23 protein-coding genes and 2 pseudogenes are annotated in these 21,744 nt (G+C 32.5%); 10 read left to right on the top strand and 15 right to left on the bottom strand.

Going from position 1 to position 21,744, the window contains the following annotated elements; all coding sequences use genetic code 11:
* Positions 1-2: 2 nt before the first annotated feature.
* From AC2A1D_RS16595 to AC2A1D_RS16530, 14 genes and pseudogenes are all read right to left on the bottom strand, one after another.
* A complete protein-coding gene (locus AC2A1D_RS16595; protein ID WP_484044694.1) occupies positions 3-1,889 on the bottom strand; it encodes a type VI secretion system Vgr family protein in 1,887 nt (628 codons plus the stop codon).
* A 48-nt stretch (positions 1,890-1,937) separates the two neighbouring features.
* On the bottom strand, positions 1,938-2,336 hold the full coding sequence (locus AC2A1D_RS16590; RefSeq protein ID WP_484044693.1) for a hypothetical protein: 399 nt from the start codon (positions 2,334-2,336) through the stop codon (positions 1,938-1,940).
* A gap of 9 nt (positions 2,337-2,345) precedes the next feature.
* Positions 2,346-2,738 (bottom strand): type VI secretion system tube protein TssD, encoded by a 393-nt coding sequence (tssD, locus tag AC2A1D_RS16585; RefSeq protein WP_484044692.1) that lies wholly within the window; start codon positions 2,736-2,738, stop codon positions 2,346-2,348.
* Between the two features lie 115 nt (positions 2,739-2,853).
* The gene (gene tssD, locus AC2A1D_RS16580) at positions 2,854-3,240 is read right to left on the bottom strand and encodes a type VI secretion system tube protein TssD (RefSeq protein ID WP_484042447.1); all 387 of its coding nucleotides are present in this window, start codon (positions 3,238-3,240) and stop codon (positions 2,854-2,856) included.
* Between the two features lie 174 nt (positions 3,241-3,414).
* A complete protein-coding gene (gene tssD, locus AC2A1D_RS16575; protein ID WP_059137275.1) occupies positions 3,415-3,801 on the bottom strand; it encodes a type VI secretion system tube protein TssD in 387 nt (128 codons plus the stop codon).
* Between the two features lie 729 nt (positions 3,802-4,530).
* Positions 4,531-5,037: pseudogene (locus AC2A1D_RS16570) on the bottom strand (type VI secretion system contractile sheath protein TssC); the annotation flags it as partial.
* Position 5,038: 1 nt separating this feature from the next.
* Positions 5,039-5,965: pseudogene (locus tag AC2A1D_RS16565) on the bottom strand (conjugal transfer protein TraG); the annotation flags it as partial.
* Complete coding sequence (locus AC2A1D_RS16560; protein WP_484044691.1) at positions 5,937-6,251, bottom strand: DUF4133 domain-containing protein; 315 nt, start codon at positions 6,249-6,251, stop codon at positions 5,937-5,939. The pseudogene AC2A1D_RS16565 and the gene AC2A1D_RS16560, both read right to left, overlap by 29 nt.
* 1 nt (position 6,252) lies before the next feature.
* On the bottom strand, positions 6,253-6,576 hold the full coding sequence (locus AC2A1D_RS16555) for a DUF4134 domain-containing protein (protein WP_484044690.1): 324 nt from the start codon (positions 6,574-6,576) through the stop codon (positions 6,253-6,255).
* A gap of 119 nt (positions 6,577-6,695) precedes the next feature.
* Positions 6,696-7,148 (bottom strand): hypothetical protein, encoded by a 453-nt coding sequence (locus AC2A1D_RS16550; RefSeq protein ID WP_484044689.1) that lies wholly within the window; start codon positions 7,146-7,148, stop codon positions 6,696-6,698.
* A 69-nt stretch (positions 7,149-7,217) separates the two neighbouring features.
* Positions 7,218-7,865, bottom strand: a complete 648-nt coding sequence (locus AC2A1D_RS16545) for a ParA family protein (protein ID WP_484044688.1) — start codon at positions 7,863-7,865, stop codon at positions 7,218-7,220.
* 62 nt (positions 7,866-7,927) lie between these two features.
* Positions 7,928-9,355, bottom strand: coding sequence for a relaxase/mobilization nuclease domain-containing protein (locus tag AC2A1D_RS16540; protein ID WP_484044687.1), 1,428 nt, complete (start codon positions 9,353-9,355; stop codon positions 7,928-7,930).
* Positions 9,356-9,366: 11 nt separating this feature from the next.
* Positions 9,367-9,717: a hypothetical protein gene (locus tag AC2A1D_RS16535; protein WP_484044686.1), complete on the bottom strand. Its 351-nt coding sequence runs from the start codon at positions 9,715-9,717 to the stop codon at positions 9,367-9,369.
* Positions 9,718-9,745: 28 nt separating this feature from the next.
* Positions 9,746-10,534 carry a hypothetical protein gene (locus tag AC2A1D_RS16530; protein ID WP_484044685.1) on the bottom strand — a complete coding sequence of 263 codons (789 nt, stop codon included), beginning with the start codon at positions 10,532-10,534 and terminating at the stop codon, positions 9,746-9,748.
* Between the two features lie 1,129 nt (positions 10,535-11,663).
* On the opposite strand from AC2A1D_RS16530, the gene AC2A1D_RS16525 reads away from it, so the two are divergent.
* Genes AC2A1D_RS16525 through AC2A1D_RS16505 form a run of 5 tightly spaced genes read left to right on the top strand, consistent with a single transcriptional unit; the run spans position 11,664 to position 15,889 of the window.
* Positions 11,664-12,668, top strand: a complete 1,005-nt coding sequence (locus AC2A1D_RS16525) for a CBASS cGAMP synthase (protein WP_484044684.1) — start codon at positions 11,664-11,666, stop codon at positions 12,666-12,668.
* Positions 12,668-14,344 carry a ThiF family adenylyltransferase gene (locus AC2A1D_RS16520; RefSeq protein WP_484044683.1) on the top strand — a complete coding sequence of 559 codons (1,677 nt, stop codon included), beginning with the start codon at positions 12,668-12,670 and terminating at the stop codon, positions 14,342-14,344. The genes AC2A1D_RS16525 and AC2A1D_RS16520 overlap by 1 nt, the downstream gene beginning before the upstream one ends.
* Positions 14,344-14,967, top strand: a complete 624-nt coding sequence (locus AC2A1D_RS16515) for a Cap15 family cyclic dinucleotide receptor domain-containing protein (protein ID WP_484044682.1) — start codon at positions 14,344-14,346, stop codon at positions 14,965-14,967. The genes AC2A1D_RS16520 and AC2A1D_RS16515 overlap by 1 nt, the downstream gene beginning before the upstream one ends.
* A complete protein-coding gene (locus tag AC2A1D_RS16510; protein WP_484044681.1) occupies positions 14,964-15,407 on the top strand; it encodes a hypothetical protein in 444 nt (147 codons plus the stop codon). The genes AC2A1D_RS16515 and AC2A1D_RS16510 overlap by 4 nt, the downstream gene beginning before the upstream one ends.
* Positions 15,404-15,889, top strand: a complete 486-nt coding sequence (locus tag AC2A1D_RS16505; protein ID WP_484044680.1) for a Mov34/MPN/PAD-1 family protein — start codon at positions 15,404-15,406, stop codon at positions 15,887-15,889. Before AC2A1D_RS16510 ends, AC2A1D_RS16505 begins: the two co-directional genes overlap by 4 nt.
* A 173-nt stretch (positions 15,890-16,062) precedes the next feature.
* On the opposite strand, the gene AC2A1D_RS16500 is transcribed toward AC2A1D_RS16505, so the two are convergent.
* A complete protein-coding gene (locus AC2A1D_RS16500) occupies positions 16,063-17,292 on the bottom strand; it encodes a site-specific integrase (protein ID WP_484044679.1) in 1,230 nt (409 codons plus the stop codon).
* Positions 17,293-17,682: 390 nt separating this feature from the next.
* Here AC2A1D_RS16500 and AC2A1D_RS16495 point away from each other — a divergent pair, with 390 nt between their 5' ends.
* The 5 genes from AC2A1D_RS16495 (at position 17,683) to purF (ending at position 21,701) form a co-directional block, all read left to right on the top strand.
* Positions 17,683-18,288, top strand: coding sequence for a SatD family protein (locus tag AC2A1D_RS16495; protein WP_484044678.1), 606 nt, complete (start codon positions 17,683-17,685; stop codon positions 18,286-18,288).
* 2 nt (positions 18,289-18,290) lie between these two features.
* Positions 18,291-18,986: a DUF3307 domain-containing protein gene (locus AC2A1D_RS16490; RefSeq protein ID WP_484044677.1), complete on the top strand. Its 696-nt coding sequence runs from the start codon at positions 18,291-18,293 to the stop codon at positions 18,984-18,986.
* A 31-nt stretch (positions 18,987-19,017) separates the two neighbouring features.
* Complete coding sequence (gene purC / locus AC2A1D_RS16485) at positions 19,018-19,740, top strand: phosphoribosylaminoimidazolesuccinocarboxamide synthase (RefSeq protein ID WP_484044676.1); 723 nt, start codon at positions 19,018-19,020, stop codon at positions 19,738-19,740.
* 37 nt (positions 19,741-19,777) lie between these two features.
* Positions 19,778-20,137 (top strand): four helix bundle protein, encoded by a 360-nt coding sequence (locus tag AC2A1D_RS16480; protein WP_484044675.1) that lies wholly within the window; start codon positions 19,778-19,780, stop codon positions 20,135-20,137.
* Positions 20,138-20,201: 64 nt separating this feature from the next.
* Positions 20,202-21,701 (top strand): amidophosphoribosyltransferase, encoded by a 1,500-nt coding sequence (gene purF, locus AC2A1D_RS16475; RefSeq protein ID WP_484044674.1) that lies wholly within the window; start codon positions 20,202-20,204, stop codon positions 21,699-21,701.
* Positions 21,702-21,744 lie beyond the last annotated feature (43 nt).

Raw genomic sequence — 21,744 nt, 5'->3', positions numbered from 1 at the left:
AATCAATGTAATTTTGAATTTTCTCCACTATTATTACCAAAAGTACCTTTTGTATGAACTTCGTTTTTATTTTCAGAAACAATTTTCTTTTCTTTAGATTGATCTGAAACTTTCTTTGCTTTAGACTTTCTTTCACCTTGCGCAACTTCCATAATGTTAGCAGCTATTAAAGAATAATCAGCTATGGCATTTTGCATCATCATTGCTCCCGCAAAACTGCTATGGTTTGCACCTGCATTTTCAGAAATATTCATTCCAGCTGACGATGTAATGTTCATTCCAGCAGTAATTGTTACGTTTTCCCCCGCAGTAAAAGTCATATTCTTCGGTGCATTCAAATTGATATTTCCAGCACCATCCATTAGATAAGTATTTCCGCTTGGGTCTTCGATAAATACAGAACCTTCCGCATCATTTAAAATGATCTTGGTTCCGCTTCGTGTATGAATCACTTTCTTATCGTTTCCACTTGTATGATATGAACTCGTTTCTGAGCCATTATAATGCGTTCCCATTACAAAAGGTTTCTCTGCATTTCCGCTTTCAAAACCAACCAAAACTTCCTCTCCAATCTCAGGAATAAAATGAAATCCTTTTCCTGCTCCGGAGTGGGGCTGTATCAATCGTATCCAAGGTGTCATTTGGTTTTTATCTTCCTGCCAAGGGAATTGTACTCTCACTCTGCCCATTCCCATTGGGTCGTTATTGTCTACAACTCTTGCAGACTGGGCTTCACATTTAGGAAAAGCGTCGGTGTCAATGTATGGTGCTGCATTAAACAAATCTGGGATTGCCGTAAATTCGTTATAATATTCACTAGGATCGTGAATGTGTTTAATATCAATGATGCGGTAGGTTTCCATCGCTTTACCATTAATATCCGAAAGTTCCACACGACCTCCGATTCTTACCGCAGGATTGTAGCTTCGGGCTTTGATGTGCATCAGGTTTTCCCGTTTTTCTTTTTCTAAACGAAGTGCTTGTTGCAGTTCCCATTCTGATCCGCTGCTGATTCCCGTATGGTTGAAGTGCATTTTTGGCTTCTTTTTGAAGATACTTTTCGAACGGTTGATGGCAACACTTTGGAAAAGATTTGCCTTGAACTCGCTTTTCTGAGATGCGCCGTCTTTTTCTATTTTGGCTCCGCTTTCGGCATCGTAACTCATCAAACCAAAATCCTGCGCTCCGATTTTTAAAGAAAAGGTAACATCCATTAAATCATCACCTTCTCGTAGTTTTAGGGTAGGTTGTGTTCCTGCTCCGAAAATCAGCTCTTCGCCATTGTAATAGAAAAACTCGCCGTGGCGTATTGCAAGCCTACGAATGAACTGATAATCTGATTCTTTGTACTCAACGGTAAAGGGATGAGCATATTTTACATTGGGTAAATCTACTTTCACTCGGGCTTCCCTTGGATAAATCTCACAAACTTCTTTGATGATTTGCTCTAAAGTTTTATCTTCAAAGCTTTGGCAATCCTGTCCGCTTTCCAATAGGATACTAGGGGAAAATCCTGTAATAATCAAATCACCATAACCACCACCTTCATTCTTCGCATTATCAATACCGCCAATAACTCCGCTGAACGATTGCTGAATTTTTCCCCATTGCCAAAAATTAATTGTAATGTTGTTGCCAAGAATATTTTTGGAATTTTCCAGCACATAGCCTTTAAAACTATCTAAAGCATCATCTGGAACGATGATAGAAAAAGTATCGTGATCTGCTGTTTTCTGATGAAGTTCAGTATTATAGCTGTTTTCTAAAAGAAACTCTTTGCCATCCATCATAAACAGGCAGTAAATATTAGGATTTTTAGGGTCATTCAGCTGTTCTTTGAAAGATCGTGATGTCCCGAATATTGAAGGATCAAAAGGTTCGTTTTCCATAATTGTAGTTTTTTAATATGAGTAAAATTTGATATAAAGTTATGGTTCTTACCATTTCAGTAATAGAAGTTCATCTTTAATAAAATCATAAAAACGCTGTTGATGGGGAAGGAAAAATGAATTTTCAAGGAGTTCCCGAAGATCTTTTTCTTCTAAAACACATCCAATGCCTCCATCTTCAAAATTGATAGAGTCTCCAGGCTTTTCGAATGAAACATTTTCAGAAACGCCTTTTCTTAGTACCATTCCTTTCGGAGTGCACAGAAGGTTTTTTCCATCCTGGTAAATAAGTCTTTTTTCTTTCGGATAGTATGAAAAATGTTTGTCTGCAAAATGATTATGTATAAATAATTCTTCTCCTACAAAAGCTTGAATATTTATTTCCGCTCCTTGATAAAGTCGGTGTTTTTGCTGAATACCTGTCCATTCAAATTTCAATTCCGCCATTAGTTTTTACTATTTGACCGTCCAGAACTTTTCGTGGTGGGCTCCGTTCACATTAAAAGATTTTGCCATCAGATGCATTTCGATTTGTAAAGGCTCATTATTATTCGAATCAAAATGTTCTGTGAATTGCACACAGAATGCTTTTTCAAAAACAAGTTCCTGCAATTTGCTCATTGCATCTCTTCGGTAGTAAACAATTTTTCCATTTTTCACTTGGCTATGATCGAGCATCCAGCTTAATAATTCGGGATTCCCTGTGCTTTCGATACGAATGATGATTTCGCCACCTTTTGGCATTCCTTTAGGCTTCCCGGTAGTGTCTATTGGCTGTACAAATTTGTATTTGCATTCCAATATATTGTAGGTATTCCCGTCTAATTCTAATTTTGATAAAAATGACATATTTTATTTGTTGCTTGATGGTTGTCTGATGATAGATTTTAACTAATCTTTTTTTAACAATTTGCATAAAATAAAAAATGGGCAATCATTACATTACCCATTTTTGTTAGATGAGTTACACCCACTCGTTGATATACTTCCCAGTTCCCATTTCAAGCTCTCTTGCAGAAATGGTAAAAGTTTCAGTGAGAGGATTATCTCCAGATGCATCAAATTTTTCTTTATGCTTTACAAGATAAGCTTCTGAAAATTTAAGCTCTTTCAACGTAGCATCATTATCCCTTTTATAGAATACAACACTTCCATCTTTTCTTTCGAACGAATTGGTCATCCATTCAAATAAATCTGTTTCTCCCGTACTTTCAACGGTGATATCTATTTTCCCGCCTCTTGTAATCGTAGATGGTCTTCCCGTAGCATCCGTTTCCTGGAATAAACCGTAGTTTATGCTTAATACGTTATAGTTTTTTCCTGCTACTTTTAATATGGATTTAAATGACATAATTGTAAAATTTTAATTGTTATGAATAGAATTTGTGTTTTTAAAATTCTTTACAAAAATGAACTTACAGATGATAAGAATATCGTTAAAATTGGTGTATTTTTAATCCCTATCTATACAATAAGATTAATTCAATTGATAAAGAAATTTAATGGATTTGTTTGTGAATAAGGACTACACCCACTCATTGGTATGCTTCGCATTTCCTAACTCGATTTCTTTTGCCGAAAGAACAAAAGTTTCTGTTAATGGATTATCTCCCGATGCATCAAAGTTTTCGTTGTATTTTACGATGTAAGCTTCCTTGAATTTAAGCTCTTTTAGTGTAGCATCGCTATCTCTTTTCACAAATCTCACGCTTCCGTCTTTTCTTTCAAATGAATTGGTCATCCACTCAAAAAGATCAGTCTCGCCAGTGCCTTCTACTGTAATGAAGATTTTACCGCCACGGGTAACGGAAGAGGGTCTTCCTGTTTTGTCGGTTTCCTGTAGCATTGCGTATTCTACAGATAGTACGTTACGCTTTTTTCCTGCGTACTCTAAAATGGTTTTAAATGACATAATAAATATATTTAAAGGTTTAAATTTTACTACTACCAAAAATGGAATATATTCTGATCTGTGTGTTTTTCATCATTTGTAATTTTTGCATCAAACCAATATGGAATATATACCCTGAGGATATTAAAATAATTCTAAGATTTCGCTCTTTTATAGAAATATTTATAAATCAAATGTAGAGATATTTTTTAATTCTACAAATACTTTTAAATCAATTTTACTTAGTCAATTATTACATAATCAGATTGTTGTGAAAAAAATCTGTAACATAAAGAAGATATTAAATAATAAAACTCTCACATAAATGAAAAACACAATATTTATCTGTAAAAATAAAATACTATCATTAAAGTATTCACAAAATGAAAATTTCGCAATTTATTTGCCTTTGTAGATAAATATCTACAAAATTTATTCATTGAATGCTTGTTTTGTTTCAGTTATTCTTTGGTTTCACTAAATTAATCTCTAAATATCTGAACTAAATAATGGTTTTAAGAATTTTTTTTGACAATCAGATGCTTTTTTTTACACAAAAATTTCGATTGATGTCCCATTGGGGGTGATTCTAATTTTTATTATATTAGAAGAAAACGCATTCAGAAAACAAGATGTTTCTTTGTCAAGAACCATAATTTTGATTTGCAAAAAAAACTATAAAAAAAGCATAGAAGCAAAACCGCTTCTATGCTAAAAAAACACAAATGATGAAAAATAGAAATAGATCTTCTATTTCTGTTCGTATTCGGTATCCCATTCGTTTCCGTCGTCGCCTTTGTGCCCATCCATTTTAATAAGGAAGTTTTTAGCAGGGAAGTATGGTTTCATATGGATATCTAAATGGATTCTGTCTTTTTGAACAGGATCTTGTTCGAATCTTCTGATTTCAAAATTTTCAATCAGTTTTCCTGGTCCCGTAATAGCATCTAAAAATCGAACGATTTGTCCCATTATTTCTTTTCGGGTAACTGCTGTAAAGTTTTCAAATGCTCTTCTGTTTAAAAAATCCATTAATACTTTGGTTACATAATCAAAAACTCTTACAACTGAATAGGTTTGAAGACCCAAATTATCCCCGTTGAATAATGTTTTCCCAGAGAAAGCCATTACTTTTCCATATTCATTGACCATTGGGATTAATCCCAGATTTTCAAGATTGGCAATTTCGCTTTTCTTCAGATCGAATCTCACCCCATCAACTTCATTAATCCCACCAAATTTTTTACCCGCAGTAACCTATGAGTTGTCCATCAATAGCGATATTATGAAGCAGGGTTTGAATTTCCTCTGCAATAATCGCATTGGACGGAGAATTATTCGCTGCACTTTCGTGTTTTTTCTTCTTTTTGTCGAGTTCTCTTTGCTGTGGTGCTTGTGGAGGAATGGTGATAATTTGATTATAAACAATGGTTTCATAATCTTCCAGTTCGTTGATGAATGTAAAATTATCCACCGCTGTTTCTGCTGCTGCACCGTTTCCGCCAAGTAACGAAAAAGGCTCTATTTCTGAGGGCAGATCAATGTTTTCTACATCTACATAAGAAATGTTTTTGACGAAACGTTTTCCTATTTGCAAATATTCATTGGTACTTTTGATGTTATCAAAGGTTGGCGAATCTTTAAACTGCATCGACAGAACTCCGGAAATATAATATTCAAAATCTTTCTCAAATAAAAACTCTGGTTCACAGTAATTCTGTTTCAAAAGCATAAAAACCTTTTGGCATTTGTCCCGAAGTTCTTTGTAACTTTTTTCTGAAAAATCATAATGCTTATTTTTCTTTTTCAGCTTATCATCAATAATATCGGTAAAGAAAAGTACCGTTTCAATGGTTTTGAAAAGCCTGCCGTCAAAATGTTCTGAATATTTTTGTTGTAGAAACTGATTGGAGGGTTCTGCGGTGTATTTCTTTTTTGAAAAAATATCGAGTTTTTGTACAATTCTTCCTTCTCCGATAATCGACACGACTTGATTCAAAACCGTATGAAAATTCAGATAGCCATCGGGATCAGCAGAATATTGCTCAACAATGTTTTTTATCTTAATCCCAATAATAGGGTTTCCATACTGTCCGAAAAGAACATCAAAATCCCAATTGAAATCCTTCCCATAATCATAGCCGATGAAAGGAATATTAAATGCGTGTTTTTTCGTTGTTGTCATTTTTTAGAAGTTTTTTGTTGACTAATCTTTTTGGGAAAATTAAAATCTGATCAAAGTTTTTGGTTTTATCGTACAAACCGTATTTGTCCTGTCTCTTGAAAATGAGATAAACTCCTCCCGCTGTGATTGCAAGACCTAGCAAAGAACCGAGTAATCCAAACTTGGATAGTATCAAAGCTGCAATAACACCGCTTCCGATGACACCGACTGCATAAAAGATATACTTGCCTTTGAGTCCGAAAAATACAAGAGGCTTTTTCAGCCCCTTGTAAAGATAGAATCCCATATTAGGCAAAGAATGCTGTTACGAATTCCGGAACGACGATCAAGAAAATCATTGCTCCCCCATAACCAAGGATCTCTTTGTTGACATCCTGGTCACCATTCGTCCATTTATTATACACTCGAAGACCGCCAATAAAACCTACCAGTCCGCCAACGGCTTTAAGAATCAGCTTAATCGGATCCCAGTAATCTCTGATATCACTTGCTGCGTTAGAGATGGCTGTTGCACCACCTTGTGCAAGAGCTGGAGTCAGTGCCATCATTACCAAAGCTAGGGTTAGGATTTTTTTGGTGGTCACGTTTTTTTTGAAAAAATTTTTCATCATAATGAATAAGATTTTAAGGGTTAATATTGGATTGTTTGTGAAATTTTAAGCATAGGACTCCCTGCAACGATTATTTAATTCGTTGTTTTTCTGAGTATTAAATGTTTTTACTGTATTGGTTACATAATGGAATGGTATACTTTGTGTCCATCAATGTTGGAAACCAACTGAACCATTGTTTCTGAAAGGTTCAGAATATTTTGCCAACTGCTGTCTTTTTCTTTGGGAGTTTCTTTTTTCTTTTCGGGTTTGCTATCCGAAATATCATCCAAATCCTGCTCGGATTCGAAACGCTGTCTTAATTCGTCCAGACTCAGTCTTTCTTCATTCTCTGAGGAAGGCTTCGGTATGACTTCTTTTTTTGTGAACGACTGTGGTGTAATGAGGTTTTCAACATCTTCGATGCCTACAATTTTTGCATCTTCTTTTTTATCAGTAAAGTCAGAAAGGGAAAAGACCTCTGATTCTTCCTGATCCGTATTAGGTTTTTTTTTGAGAAAAAGGTCGTAGATAATATTTCCTGTATAATAAAGAACGTAGGCTGTCAAAAGCAGGAGTGAAAATTTTATCATTTTTTTAGGTTTAATAGTGAGTTATTGATGTCAAATTTTTAGTTTTTCTTCTGATTTTATGCTTCATCTTCAAATGGTGGTTTGCAGTGCTTCATTAATGTATTCTATGATCTCATTGAAAGGATTCTTTACTGCATATTTCTGTTCATAGGTCAGCTTTCTGGTATCAATGGTTTGCAGACAGTTTCTTTTAAATACCGGACTTTCTATCAGCATTCCGTATTTTGAAATCTCAGCATCCATTTCTTTCTGATTGAGATATTTGTATCCTTTGTCATATTTTGAGCGGATGAAAATCCGTTCGGCTTCGCTTTCAAGCATTCCCAGAACATTTTTGAAAACCAATGTGGATTTTACCGATACATCGGAATATTCAAAAGGAATAATAATTACATCACTGTATATCAATAGATCACTATATTTTTCATCCAGTGTTCCTGCTAAATCGAAAATATTCACATCTTTGCTTTCCTTCAGACCGATCAACTGTTCAAAGTCTGAAAAAGGTCGCTGTTCATCTCCTGCAATTTCCACTTCATAGAGTTTCGGAAGTTCTAAAAGTTCATCTTCTTGCCATTTGTTATAAAAGGATTTCTGATAATCAAAATCAAAAACCTTGATTTTTCTTTCTGAAATTGCTGAAATGTAATTGGCAAAAGCAATTGCCAATGTGGTTTTTCCGGCTCCTCCTTTTTGTGTGGCGAATGTGATAATCATATTTTTAGTTTTTGGTTGATGGTTGTCTGTCTCTATCAACTTTTAACCGACAACCATCAACTTTATCTTTTCTTTTTTCTACGTTTTTTGAGCTCATCTGCTGGATCTTTTGTTGTTCCTGATGATTTCATCATATCAAACAGGAAATTATCAATTACCTTTTCCAAACCGTCTGCTTTCTTATTTTCAGTTTTTACAGTAGGGTTTAATAAACTTTGAAGCTGTTTTTCTCCAATCAATGTTTCCAGTTCTCCGATGTAATGGAACCTGGAATGAATAGCGTAATATTTCCCGTCCTCTGATTTTATGATACTCACATCATTGTGGTTCTGTGTCTTAAGATGCTCTTTCACAGCATTTCTGACAGCACCAAATAGTTCTTTATTTTTAAATTTCTTATTCTCAAAAAGCATAAAGCCGTGCAGATCAGTTTCCGGATATTGAGTTTTTAAATATTTCATAAGAACTACTTTAGTTTCTTTGTCTGGAATGTTAAAATCTTTCAAGCGCTCAAAAAGTCTTTTGTCCATTGTCTGGGAAGTAAATTCAAACAATTCATTCATTTTCATAATCTCACTTCCTTTGTACACTGTTCCGGTTTTATTATCGATCAATGAATATCCAAAAGGTTTCTGTCCGTCTTTATGATGGAATAGGATGTAAATCCCAAAAGTGTCTTTCAGTTTTTTCTGTAGTTCGCTTTCAAATTCAATTTTTGGTTTCCAGTCTTCATTCTGCTTTTCTTCAGGAAGCATTGCTTCGTGTTTTCTGCGGTCTTCGACTTTGAAAACATTGCACGAATGAAGCTCCTTGTATTTCGATAGAATGGCTTTGATCTGTTTTGTTCTGTTTTCATTTTTTTTGTTGTCAAAAACAATCTCATTCCCGGTAATCGTTTTTTCCCAGACTCCGTTTTTGAGAATATCAAATTTGTTTTCGTCCTCTTTGTTCTGAGCTAACCGGAACCCATGTCTTTCCAGTAAAAGTTCCAATTGTTTTAAAGAGCTGGTCCGGTAACTCAGAAGTTTATTGATATTTTCTACATTGCTTATTCCATATATATTTTGCATTACTTTAGCTAAAGCTCTTTGTGATTTTAGCTTTTCGTAACTGTCGTTAATCTTTTTTCCTGTCTGTTTATCTACTCTTGTTGAAACCAGATGAACGTGGTTGTTTTCGGTATCGCTATGAAAAACCACGATAAACGGCTGATCTCCGTAACCCATTTCATCCATAAACTTTTCGGCTACCTGGGTAAGTTCTTCTTTGGAGTGTTCCCTGAACTTTGTAGATAAAGCTGCATGGAACTGTGGCTTCTTTACTTTTTCATTTATGGAAACAGAAGCCAGATAAGATTTTACTTCTTCCTTGCTGCTTGATTCGTTAATAAATGATGGAAAATTTTTCATCAGCATCAGTTCACCTTTACCTTCATCTATTTTTTTATCGTTGTATTGCACTCCTGGAAAATTGGAACCTGCGGGTTTCATAATTTTCACAATCATTTTCCGAGCATTGAATAGATGTTGAGAAAAACTTCATTCTGCTTGGATTTCAGTTTTACGATTTCACTTAGTTGATTAGAAAATTTCTGTAATTCATTTTCTGAAATAAACTTTTGACCATTTGCTATTTTTGCTACTTGGTTGATATTCGTTTCAATCTTTGAAAAAATATTGTCTTGATTTTCAATGAACGCTAATACTTTTCTCGTTTCATTATCCATTATTCTGTTTTCTACCGAATCAATGATTAAATTGGTTAAGGAAATTTGTTTTTCTAAACATATTTTTTTCCAGCTTTCTTTTCGGCTTTTTTGAATCCTAATGAAAATACGTACCTCTTTTTCCATAGTTCTTCATCTTTTATTTTGAAAATATTTATGGCGAATAGGGTTTTATTCTGTTCGAATAACCTTGAATTTCTCCATAAGTATAATATGTTTTGGACATTGCATTTAAAGAAGATTGAGGAATTTGAATAGCGTTATTTTCCAGTAAGACAGGAAAATGCTGGGTTGAATTTTCGGTATGCAGTAATGCAATCTGATACGGAAAATAGCCAATTGCATTAAAAACATCCGAGATATTGATAAACGCATCTCCGGTAACTGGTGCGGAATCAGATGAACGATAAATCTGAAAACGCACATCAACCGATCCAATAAGCTTTCGGAACAATACTGTACCTTTTAAGCCTCCGAAATTTTTGGTTCCGATGGTATAGGTTTTTGAAGTAGTGAGATAAACATTAGAATTTGCAAAAAAATTTATTGGAGCTGACCAACTGGAAGTCTCTGTAAGAGCAGCCGTACTGTTGGAATCAAAGGATAAAATAACTTGTTGCTCAATCGGTGCTTTTGAGAAAGGTTGCCATAAAATTCCGTCAAAATAATATAATCCGACTTCTGTTACATTAATGACTTGTCCTGTAAAATTATTTGGTGGAGCTGTTGCATAAACTATCGCCCCTTTCTTTGCCAAAGAGTATGTTTTTAAAGCGAGTTGATTTCCCGTAATTCTTGGTGGAATAATTCCATCATAATGGTTGGTGTCATTGGGTTTTCCTACCACTTCTAAAGTAGTTTCCGGAGTTTGGGTATTTATTCCGACTTGTCCATAAATCAAAGTGGTACAAAAGACCAATAAAAGATAGCTCGTTTTTTTCATCTCTGTTGATTAAAATTCTGAGGCAAAATTGAGTGTTAAAATTCTTCAAAACAATAGAATAGAAAGGGTTTGGACTAATTAAGACTATTACGGATTAGTTTGGAAAATGGGAAGATTAAAAAAGCCTAAATTGGACTCATTTGGATTCTTTAACCTGATTTATCTAAAAAAACAAGTTCCGCAGTTTTTCCCCTTTTTGCAAAAAAGGCAAGATCGTCTTTGTAGGTAAAACTTGAAAAGTTTGTGCGTACAAAGACACATCTTGCTATATAAATGGGGTAATTTTTTGAGAGTTCTGAAAAGAGGATAATGCAGCTATCCTGATTTTAATAAGTTGTTGATTATCAATATTGATTTTTGTAAATCTAATTTTCAGAGTATGAAATTCATACCCTGCATTATTTTTTATAGGTTAGTGTCTGAACCTTGTATTATTCTTTACAGGTTGAGTATTTAACCCTGAACTCTTTTTAATAGGTGGGTAGCTTAAAACCCTATATTATTTTTTACAGCTTGGTAGTTTAACATTGCATTATTCTTTACAAGTTGAATGTTTAACCTTAAACTATTTTTTATAGGTGGACAGTTTGAACCTTATATTATTTTTTACAGCTTGGTAGCTTGACCTTGCATTATTCTTTACAGGTTGAGTATTTAACCCTGAACTATTTTTAATAGGTGGGCAGCTTAAACCCTATATTATTTTTTACAGCTTGGTAGTTTAACCTTGCATTATTCTTTACAGCTTGGGCGTTTAACTTTGTATTATTTTTTTAAATTTTTAATGTAAGCAGATTTTAGAAAAATCAAAAATTTTCATTTTCATAAAAAAATGCTGTTTGGTAAAATAGAAAACAAACTATTCTTAATACTTCATTCAACTGCTTCTAAATAGACATATAAAATAGTTTTTTTCTAATCTCAAAAACTTAAAATATTTTTTTTAATCATTTGGTTACGTTACTTACTTGTTTCAGAAATCACTTTTTTTCCGTAAATTGCATTATCGTTTATTTATGAAATTTATGTGTTTTATGAATATTCTATAAAACTGTAAATACCTACTTTAATATCATTATTAAGTTTGTCGTTTATTAAATAAAATTTTTCAAAAATAACACATTAAAATATGGCAGATAACCATTCAACATTTTTAGAGTTTGATAATATTATTAGGTTAAGTTCTACTAAAAAAACAGAATTACGAGGCTCGAGACAATCAATTAGAGATGATATTTCAAAGTATTTTAAAGATAATCGAGATAAACATTCAGCTAGTTTTAAGGGACAAGGTTCTTTTCCTATGAATACTACAATTTTACCAATAAACAATGAATATGATGTGGATGATGGTGTTTATATTTTTGGAGAATCTGAAGATAGACCATCTGTACAGACAGCTCATGACTGGATTTATGATGCAGTAAAAGATAGAACTGATCAAGAAACATTGGATAAAAAAACATGTATAAGAGTTCAATATGCTGCTCAATATCATGTTGATTTACCTATTTATTATAAAACTAAGAAAGGGAAAGAATCTACCATTGATACAGAAATTCCTTTACTTGCACATAAAACAAAGGGTTGGGTTGAAAGTGATCCTTATGAATTTGTGAAATGGTTTAAAGAACAGTCAAAAGGAAAACCTCAATTGAGAAGGATAATTAGATATCTAAAAGCTTGGGCGGATTATCGTAATGAAAAAAATAAGAGTCTGAAATTTCCGAATGGATTAATTTTTACAATATTGGCGTGTAACCATTTTTCTGCAAATTCCAGGGATGATAAATCACTATTAGATACTTTAAAAAATATTCAAGCAAAAATTGACGACCGCTCTAATTATTGGGCAAGATATGAATGCTTTAGACCTACAATAGATACTAATGAAGATTTATTAGATAGCTTTTCTGCTACTACCGTAAAAAATAATTTCCTTGATGAACTGCAAAAATTCATAGATTCAGGAAATCAAGCTATCGAAATGGAAAGCAAAAAAGATTCTTGTGCTAAGTGGCAAAAACATTTAGGAGATAGATTTCCTTGTCAAAATATTACTGAAGACTCAGAAAAATTGGCGAAATCATTCTCTGTACAAGAAATTTTTAAACATGATAATAAATCAGCATAATGATTGATGAAGTTATTTATGAAATTTCCAAAACTGAAAACTGTCGAATTTTATCCATAGATGAGATTCGTAAAATTCCATATCTAAAAAATAAGAGGAATGTTATTGAAATTGACACCGATTTATCCTCTGAATCTGGGTATGTTCCTGTAATTTTATATCTTACTTTAGAAAACGCTGAATTACCAAGCATATATATAAATGAGGATAGTTACGAAACAATAAAATTTGTTCCACATGTAAATCAAAATTTTAGTATTTGTATTGTTGAAGACGAATCAATAAGTTTTTTTGAAGCTAACCTTCCTAAAATTTCAAAATATTTTATTCATAAAGCAAAAGAAATACTAACAATAAAAAGTAGTGATAAAGAGACTGAATTTAAAGATGAATTCAAAGCTTATTGGGAAATTCAGTATAATGGAGAAAGTACTATTTATGAAGCTGGAGTGGCTTTAATTACTAATGATGCTCCAATAAAATGTGTAAGGTTTACATATAATTTTAATTTTTTCAAATTTCTTCTTTACACTGATTCTGAAGAATCCAGTCGGTTATTCAAATTTCTGGATGCCAAAAAAATTAAGTATTACGAAATACAGCCAATAGAGGTTGTGTATGATAAAATTCTACCACCTTTCGATATGAGTTTCACTGAATCTATCAAACTTCTTTCAGATGAACAAGTTAGTATTTTCAGAAAAAAAATTAATAAAGAAGGATTTGAGTCGGTACTATTTTTTTTTAGGAATGATAAGCATGAATATTATGGATGGTTATACGAAGAACTTCTTCCAAAATTGCACCCTAAAATATTAAAAGGACATAAATACAGTAATTGGGAAAAAATTGCTTTGCCACTTTATAAAGCTAGTAAAGTAAGAAGAATATCTTTTTCCAATATTGAAAAAAAAAGATTAGATGTTAGGACTGCTGGTCAATTAATTGATAATGATAAAAAAGTTTGCATAATAGGTTTAGGAAGTATTGGTTCGCAATTACTTCAATTGTTAACTAAAATGCCATTCAATCAATACAAATTTGTAGATCATGATTTTTTGAAAATTGAAAATATTGCGCGCCACCAATATGGCTTTTCTGATATAAACAAACTTAAGGTAGATATAGCTGAAAGATATATTACAGAAAAAAATCCTTTTGTTAAAGTTCTTACATTTTCTAAATCAATAGTAAAACTTTTGAGTGAAAATGAATTTTTTTTTGAAAATGACGATTTCATTTTCATTGTGTTAGGAATAACTAGATATGAAATTTACATTTTGGATTATCTAATGAAAAATAACATTACTAAACCTGTAATAATTATTTGGGTTGAGGCGTATTTATCAGGAGGACAAATGATTTTCTCTCATCCAAAAGATTTTTCTAAAACGAAAGAACTTATATCCGATTTTCAATATCGAGTTTTGGACGAAAATGTATATCTACGAGAAGGAAGTTGTCAAGGTACATATATGCCTTATTCTATGGAGCATATTAATTTATTTTTAACATCAATTTTTGCAGAGATTTACAAAATTGTTAATCGTCAACAAGATGACTCTATGGTTTATACTTGGTTCGGAGATTTGGATTTTGTGAAAGCTAAAAATCTTAAATTGACTACTTTTGCACAGAACAAAGAATCTTTTTCTTTATTTAAAACAAAAATCTAATGAATTTTAAATATTACAAAAGAACCAATCTTATTATTTTTATTCTTGTGTTGTCGGTTACACTTGGTAAAATAATGAATTATCTTGAGCCTTACATTAATAAGTATGAAATACTAAAGCAAATTAATGATTTTATGGGTGTTTTTAGTGTTGTAGGTTTGTTAGGATTAATTCTATTGTTTATAGATTCAATTGGTTGGAAATGGAAATTGTTTAACTGGTTAATAGATGTGCCAAATCTTAATGGTAGATATAAAGGTAAATTAATATCAACTTATAATGGTAATACCGAAATGGACTGTATTATTGAAGTTTTCCAAACTGCATCCATCGTTAAATTATACTGTTACTTTGGGAATTTATCAAGTGGAATTATTTCTTCGGAATCAAGAAGTTATACTGAAGAAATTATTTGTGAACCTAATGGATTAAATAAACTAATTTATACTTTTAAAAACGATTCGGACATTGCAGTAAATCTTAATGATCATCAAGGAGCTGGTACTTTGTCATATTATAAAGATATAAAGAAATTGGATGGCACCTATTTTAACAGGAGAGGTAATACTGGTAAAATAGAAGTAATATTTCAACAGAAGGAACTTTTAAAAAGGTTTGTATGAAAACTATTCTTGAATTTACAGAATTATTAATAGAAATTTCGAAGATAGAAGATGTAGATTTTTCTGGGATAGGGTTGATTTTTTATTCATCCTTAGATAATTTAGACTTTATTTTAATGAAAGATAATACGATACTTTCTAATAAACTAGTTAAAGGTAAATCTGAACTGTTAGCATTTATTCAAGAAATATCTCATCACAATAATTATTTTCATGATGGATTTCATTTAATAAATGAAAAATTAGAATTAACTCATTTATCGACATTTGTATCTCCTAAAATAGATAATGATTTAATTATTTTAGATGAATATGGCAGCAGATATCGAACAGCTGTATATTCCTCATTATGTCCAGGTATTATTGCAACAGGAGTAATTGGTAAATCTTATGGTCCGTTTATTCTTCAAAATGGAAAAATTTGTAACTTAAATTTATGAAGAAGGAGGTATTAATTGACTTTGATAAAGTAATGCTCCGAATTCATTCCGAAGTAATTTTAATATTCGAAAAATATAAGCAAGAAGGCATCAATAAAAAAGAGTCTGGTGGTGTTTTGTCAGGATTCTATCTTGATGATTATTCATATAGAATTACTGATGCTTCTGAACCTTCTAAATTAGATAAATCTAGTAAATTTTCTTTCAATAGAGCTAAAGAGAGTGCACAAGAATTTATTAATAATCTTTTTAAAAAAAGTAAAGGAAAAAAAATTTACTTAGGAGAATGGCACACACATCCAGAAGATATACCAACTCCATCATATATTGATATAAAATCAATAAAACAACAGATAAGGACTGTAAACTTAAATACAACCAAAATATTTTTAATTATTATTGGACGTAAAAAATCTTATGTAGGGTTATATAATGACAATGGTAAATTAATTGCAGAAAGGTATATCTCTATAGAATATTAATTTAACATCAAAAATAAGAACTTTAAGAATTCAATGTCTAAATGAACATACCTTTTGGATAAATTCAACCATATCTTATTTTTTATAGGTGCTGGGTTATGTGTTTATAAATGGAAAAAAAACAGAAACAGCTTTTAAAGCCATTCCTGTTTTTGCATTAAAACTAAATTTGCTTAAAAATTTACCACAAATTTTCTTTCGGTTTCCTTAATGCTTTCGGCAAAAATTGCCATATCCCTGCCAACCTTTTCGGTAGTCATTTTAGCATAAATTTGGGTAGTCTGTATATTTTTATGACCCAGCATTTTGCTTACACTTTCCAATGAAACACCTTTTGACATTGTTAAAGTCGCAAAAGTGTGACGAGAAAGGTGAAAAGTCAGATGCTTTTTTATACCGCAGATTTCAGCAATTTCTTTTAAATGCCGATTTACTGTTAAACTTCCTTTTACAGGAAGGAGTTTTCCATCTTTGAAGATATGGTTTTTATATTTTTCTAGAATTTTCTTTGGTATTTCCATCATAGGGATAAAATAATCCATATCCGTTTTTTCTCTTTTTCCCATAATCCATTGCTGTCCGTCAATGGATAGCTGGATTTGCTCTTTGGTTAATTTAAAGACATCAATATAAGATAAACCGGTAAAGCAGCAGAAAATGAAAACATCCCTTGTACGTTCCAATCTTTTATCCAATTTCCAATTCATTAAAATTTCGACTTCTCTTTGGGAAAGGTAACCTCGTTCTGATTTTTCATCTTCTATTTTATAATTGATAAATGGATTTCGGAAAATCCATTCGTTTTTATAAGCCAGCTCAACAATCTTTTTCAGGTTAATCAGATATTGGGCAATGGTGCTTTGTTTGTTTCCCCGAACCGTCAGCAAATACATCTCAAAATCTCGGATAAACTGGTAGTTGATTTCTCGGAGTGGAATATCTGAAAGATGATATTTTTCCGTTAGGAATTCTGACAACCTGATTCGTAGATAATAATATCTATGATAGGTAGATTTTACAATTCTTTTACCTATAAGATTAAATTTTTCCTCAACGTGTTCATCAAATGCTTTCATCAGCATATATTGCTTACTGTCTATTCCCAAGAAAATATTTTTTACTTTCTCGGCTGAAACTGCATTTTCCCGTTCCTGAACATCCCTGTAAATTTTGTGAATTCCTGCTTTTGTTTTTTCAAGCAGAGCATTGACTTCAGAAGATTCTACACTTTTCCCTGTTGCTTTTCCTTCTTTAATGTTCCATAGTTTCGGATCAATATATTTCTTCATTCCGAAACGGGCTTCTTTTCCGTCAATTGTAATCCTGCAATATACAGGTACACTTCCATCTTTTTTTTGTTTGTCTCTTTTCAAAAAGAAAAGGACTTTGAATGTACTTCTCATACGCTACATTTTTATTGTTGTAAAATTAAATTCAACCTCTAAAAATGAGCGGTTTGCAGGGTGGACAATATCAGTCTTTAATCGGTCAAACACAGCCATTTCAGCTCTTTTTGTGTCTCCCTTTTGTCTGCATAATAAAGGGGTACGATTTAGAGCGTCATCTTTGTCACTCACTGGCTGTTTTATGGCTTTTTATGTCTAAATTTGTACCCTATGAAATCATTAATATGTTGACACTTTCCTCTTTTTGTCGGGGTTTGTCTACATATAGGTGATTATTTAGTAATTTTAATACCAAATATAATATAAGCAAAATCGCTAATAATCATCAATTATAAGTGTTTTTGCTTATATTTTTTATTTATAAGTAATAATGCTTATATTTGCAAAATGATAGCGGTCATCACTGGCGATATTATCAATTCGCAGCAAACTGAAACAGAACTTTGGATTACGCAGCTTAAAAATCTTCTCGAAAAATGGGGAAGTGCACCCGAAATATGGGAAATCTACCGAGGCGACGAGTTTCAGTTGAAATGCCGTATAGACGATGTTTTCTGGCGTTTTCTTGCCATCAAATCTCTGATAAAAAGCAACGAAAATCTTGATGTAAGAATGGCAATTGGTATTGGAGACGAAAATTTTTCTTCTGAAAAAATCACCGAATCTAATGGATCTGCTTACGTAAATTCTGGAAGACTTTTGAATGATTTAAAAAGCGACGGGCATACCGTTTCGATTAAAACGTCAAACAGTTCTGTAGACCGCGACCTTAATATTCTTCTTAAATGGTCTTCAAAAGATTTTGATAGTTGGACGATGGCTACTGCAGAAATTATTCATGAAATGATTATGAATAAAGATACCACACAAGAAGATCTTGCAAAGAAATTCAGTATTTCACAATCCTCAATCAGCCAAAGATTGAAGCGTGCAAACTATGATCTAATCGTAGAAACCAACGAATATTTTAAAAAGAAAATCTCTGAGCTCTAAACATGATTTTTATTAAACTCATACTGGCACATTTACTTGGAGATTTTATTCTTCAGCCAAACTCTTGGGTTGCAGATAAGGAAAGAAGAACCTTCAAAAGTCCTTATCTTTATCTTCATGTTTTTATCCATGCTGTATTATGTTTTATATTGCTTTGGGATGTTCAGCTTTGGTGGGTTACGGCTTTAGTGGCTGTCTCACATTTTATAATCGATCTTTCAAAGCTTAGCTTTCAGAAACCTAATAATAAAAAGCTCTGGTTTTTTATAGATCAGATTCTACATATTGCAGTTATTTTTGGTATATCAGTTTACAGCAAAGAGTTTAGTTTTGATTTTGTAAACAATAAAAACTTTATGAAAATATTGGTAGGCGCGATATTTTTAACAGTTCCTTCTTCCATTTTCATTAAAACTATTTTAACATCTTGGTCGCCAAATCCTGAAAGCCAAACCAGCATACAAAGAGAATCTTTAAGTAGCGCCGGAAAATATATAGGTATCCTTGAAAGACTTTTGGTTTTTACCTTTATTATGGTAAATCATTGGGAAGGTGTGGGTTTTATGGTAGCTGCAAAATCTGTGTTCAGATTTAGTGATTTGGCACAGGCAAAACAGAGAAAACTTACAGAATATGTGCTTATCGGAACGTTATTAAGCTTCGGTACAGCAGTATTAACAGGAATTTTAATTAAATAAATAGAAAATCTAAAATAAGAAAAGTAAAATTATGAGTCAAAAGCTAGAAATGTTGTACGAAGGGAAGGCAAAACAAGTATTTGCGACAGATAACCCGGAAGAAGTTGTAGTACGTTTTAAAGACGATGCTACAGCATTCAATGCTCAGAAAAGAGGTCAAGTAGACTTGAAAGGTGAGATGAACAACGCTATTACCACTTTGATCTTCGAATATTTGAACGAAAAGGGAATCAAAACTCACTTCATCAAAAAAATCGACGAAAGAGAGCAGTTGGTAAGAAAAGTATCAATTATTCCTTTAGAAATGGTGGTAAGAAACTATTCTGCAGGAAGTATGGCTCAAAGATTAGGAGTAGAAGAAGGGATTAAATCTCCGGTTACTATCTTCGATATCTGCTACAAAAAAGACGAATTGGGAGATCCGCTAATTAACGATCACCACGCCGTTTTCTTAGGTGCTGCAACGTATGAAGAGTTAGATGAAATGTATGAGCTTACCAACGATATCAACGAAATTCTTATCGAGCTTTTCGATAAAATGAATATCATCTTGGTAGATTTCAAAATTGAATTAGGAAAAACTTCTACAGGAGAGATTATCCTTGCAGACGAGATTTCTCCAGATACTTGCAGACTTTGGGATAAAGATACTATGAAGAAGTTGGATAAAGACAGATTCAGAAGAGATCTTGGCGAAGTTACTGAAGCGTATGTGGAAATCTACAACAGACTGAAAACTGTACTTAATAAGTAAAGTTTTAGAGGTTAGAAGTTAGATATTAGAATGTAATATGAAATCGCATCGAATTGAAGATTTGAAAGTTTGGAGTAAATCAATGGCTTTAGTAAAAGAAGTTTATTTGGTTACTGCCGAATTGCCAAATGAAGAAAAATTTGGTTTATTTTTCCAGATCAGAAGATGTGCTGTTTCAATACCTTCCAATATTGCAGAAGGAGCGGGAAGAAATAATAAGAATGAATTTTATCAATTTCTTGAAATTGCGTTTGGTTCTACTTACGAATTACAAACTCAGCTACAATTATTAATAGATTTAAATTTTATTTCTGAAACTAAAATAGTTCCTCTAAAACAACTTTTAACTGAAATACAGAAAATGATTTATTCATTGAAGACAAGTTTAAAATTATAATTGAAGTTAACTTAGACTAATTTCTAACATCTAAAATCTAACTTCTAATTTAGAAAAAATAGAAATGAAAAGTTTAGACATTCATAAAAGTGAATATTTAAAACAATTTGAAACTGAAACCTACGGAAGAAACCTTTTCAGAACGCAGGAAGAAGAAAGATTAGACGCTCCAAATGAAGAGTGCGGTATCTTCGGAATGTATTCTGATGGAGATTTGGACACGTTTTCTCTTTCACAGTTTGGTCTTTTTGCTTTACAGCACAGAGGTCAGGAAGCTTGTGGTATTTCTGTTTTAAAAGACGGAAAAATAACCAACATGAAAGATGAAGGTTTGGTTTTGGACGTTTATAAAGAGATTCAAGATCCAGAAACTTTTATGGGAAACTCTGCAATTGGGCATACTCGTTATACCACTGCAGGAGATAAAAAGAAGTATAATTTCCAGCCGTTTTTCGCGAAAAACGAATACGACCAAATTATACTTTCGATTGCACACAACGGTAACCTTACCAACGCAAAAGAGCTAAAAGCTGAATTGGAAGCAGAAGGCGTTGTGTTTAGAGCAACTTCAGATTCGGAAGTAATCTTAAGATTAATTCAAAAAAATCTTGATTTAGGACTTCGTGGAGCAATTAAAGCTACAATGGAGAAAATTGAAGGAGCATATTCTGTTGTAGGAATGACGAGAAATAAATTCTTTGCATTTAGAGATTTCAACGGAATCAGACCTTTGGTTTTAGGAGCGATCAACGAAAATTCTTACGTTGTTGCTTCAGAATCTGTTGCATTAGACGCTGTTGGAGCACAATATGTACGTGATATTTTACCGGGAGAAATAATTTATACGAATGAAAACGAGCCAGGGAAACTTCACTCTGTAATGGTAGATGAAGCAAAAGCGAAGCAAAGAATTTGTTCTTTTGAGTACATTTATTTTGCAAGACCAGACTCGTCTTTAGAAAATATTAATGTATACGAAATCCGAGAAAAATCTGGCGAAAAAATTTGGGAGCAGTCTCCGGTAGATGCAGATATTGTAATTGGTGTACCAGATTCTGGTGTTCCGGCTGCCATTGGTTTTTCTAAGGCTTCTGGAATTCCGTTCCGACCAGTTTTAATTAAAAACAGATACATCGGAAGATCTTTCATTGTTCCAACTCAGGAAATGAGAGAAAGAATCGTAAACTTGAAACTGAACCCTATTATTTCTGAAATTAAGGATAAAAGGGTAGTTATTATCGACGATTCTATCGTGCGTGGAACTACTTCAAAAAGACTGGTTAAGATTTTAAAAGAAGCAGGAGTAAAAGAAATTCACTTTAGAAGTGTTTCTCCGCCCATTATTGCTCCTTGCTATTTAGGAATCGATACGCCTTCAAAAGACGATTTGATTTCTGCAAATATGACCACAGAAGAATTAAGAGATTATTTAGGAGTAGATTCTTTAGAATTTTTAAGCACAGAAAATTTGAAAGTAATTTTAGGTTCTGCAAACCATTGCTTTGGATGTTTCACAGAAGAATATCCTGTAGGTAAAGGTGAGGAGATTGAATTATTTAATTAATTTTCTTCCTATACAAACAAAAAGGTCAGGTTTTACAACAAAA

The organism is Chryseobacterium sp. HNCC26DJ239 (genome assembly GCF_057180445.1).
The sequence above is the reverse complement of the archived record's forward strand: the minus strand, read 5'-3'. Positions and strand labels throughout refer to the sequence as shown.